1 protein-coding gene is annotated in these 1362 nt (G+C 64.8%); it reads right to left on the bottom strand.

Translation table 11 applies throughout. From position 1 onward, the window contains the following. Nucleotides 1–56: 56 nt before the first annotated feature. Nucleotides 57–1247 carry an IS256 family transposase gene (locus DXD77_RS10215; protein ID WP_117648577.1) on the bottom strand — a complete coding sequence of 397 codons (1191 nt, stop codon included), beginning with the start codon at nucleotides 1245–1247 and terminating at the stop codon, nucleotides 57–59. Between the last annotated feature and the right edge of the window lie 115 nt (nucleotides 1248–1362).

Raw genomic sequence — 1362 nt, 5'->3', positions numbered from 1 at the left:
GGTACCGTCAAGATTCTTTCGCAAATTGATCGAGGCGGCCTCGGCCCCGCCTTGCTCTAGCCCTCCGCCTTCTTGCTCAGCTCGTCCATCTCCTCCAGCTTCGACATGTCCAGGTACCTCCTCTTGCCCCATTCGTGCTCCACGATGTACTTCAGCCTCGCCGTCACCAGCATCAGGGCCGAGTTGCCGTCCGGGAAGGTCCCTACGACTCTCGTCCTCCGCCTGATCTCGCGGTTGATGCGCTCGATACCGTTATTGGTCCGGATTCTGCGCCAGTGCTCCGGCGGGAAGTCCGTGTAGGCGAGAGTCTCGGAGAAGCCGTCGCGCACCGTCCTCGCGGCCGCGCCGAGCCTCATCCCGTCCAGCTCGTCCGCCACCTCCGCCGCCTTCCTCGAGCACGCCTCGCGCGATTCCTGCGCGTGAATCGCCTTCAGCATGCGCGCCACGGCCTTCCTCCTGGTCACGGGCACCCTTCCCAACACGTTTCGGTAGAAGTGGACCGTGCAGCGCTGGTAGCGTGCCCCGGGGAACACCTCCTCGAGCGCACCGAGCATCCCCGCGCACTTGTCGCCGGTGACGAGCCGCACGCCGGAGAGCCCGCGCCCCCTGAGCCACGAGAAGAACTCGCGCCACGAGTCCGCCGACTCGGTGTAGCCCTCCGCGCAGCCGATGACCTCCCGGTCGCCGGTGGAGTTGACGCCGATGGCCACCAGAACGGCCACGTTCTCGTAGGACCCTCCCCAGCTGCGCTTGAGGTAGATGCCGTCGACGAAAACGTAAGGGTAATCGCCCTCGAGCGGCCTCTGGCGCCAGGCCTCGATGGACGCGAACGCCTTCTCGTTGAGGTTGGAGACGGTGCCGGAGGACACGGGCGCTCCCCAGAGGAGTTCGGAGACGTCCTCGATTCTCCTGGTCGAGACGCCCGCGAGGTACATCTCGACGATGGCCTCCTCGACCGAAGTCTCGCGCCTGCGGTAGCGCTCGATAACGGCCGTCTGGAAGGTCGCGCCGCGCAGCTTCGGCACGTTGAGCTCGACCTCTCCTGCCCCGGTGACGAGCTTTCTCGCGTAGTGGCCGCTGCGGTATGCCTCCCGGCCTGCCGTCCTCTCGTAGCGCCCGGCCCCTACGAGCTCGGACGCCTCCTCGTCGAGCAGCGCGTTGAGCGTCTCCTCGACGGTCTTCCTCACCAGATTCTTTATGTCCTTGCGCAGCGACTCCTCGTCGACTGTTACGATGTTCGCAGACACGGCCCGTGCCCCTTTCGTCGTTGATTTGTTGTTTAGCCGCTAGAAATCATATGACGGGGCGCGGGCCGTGTTCCGCTATGCGGTTGTCAATTTGCGAAAGAAATTATGCGTCACC

Source organism: Collinsella sp. TM09-10AT, from assembly GCF_003436275.1.
In the GTDB taxonomy this organism is placed as follows: Bacteria; Actinomycetota; Coriobacteriia; order Coriobacteriales; family Coriobacteriaceae; genus Collinsella.
This window is presented reverse-complemented; position numbering and strand designations above follow the sequence as displayed.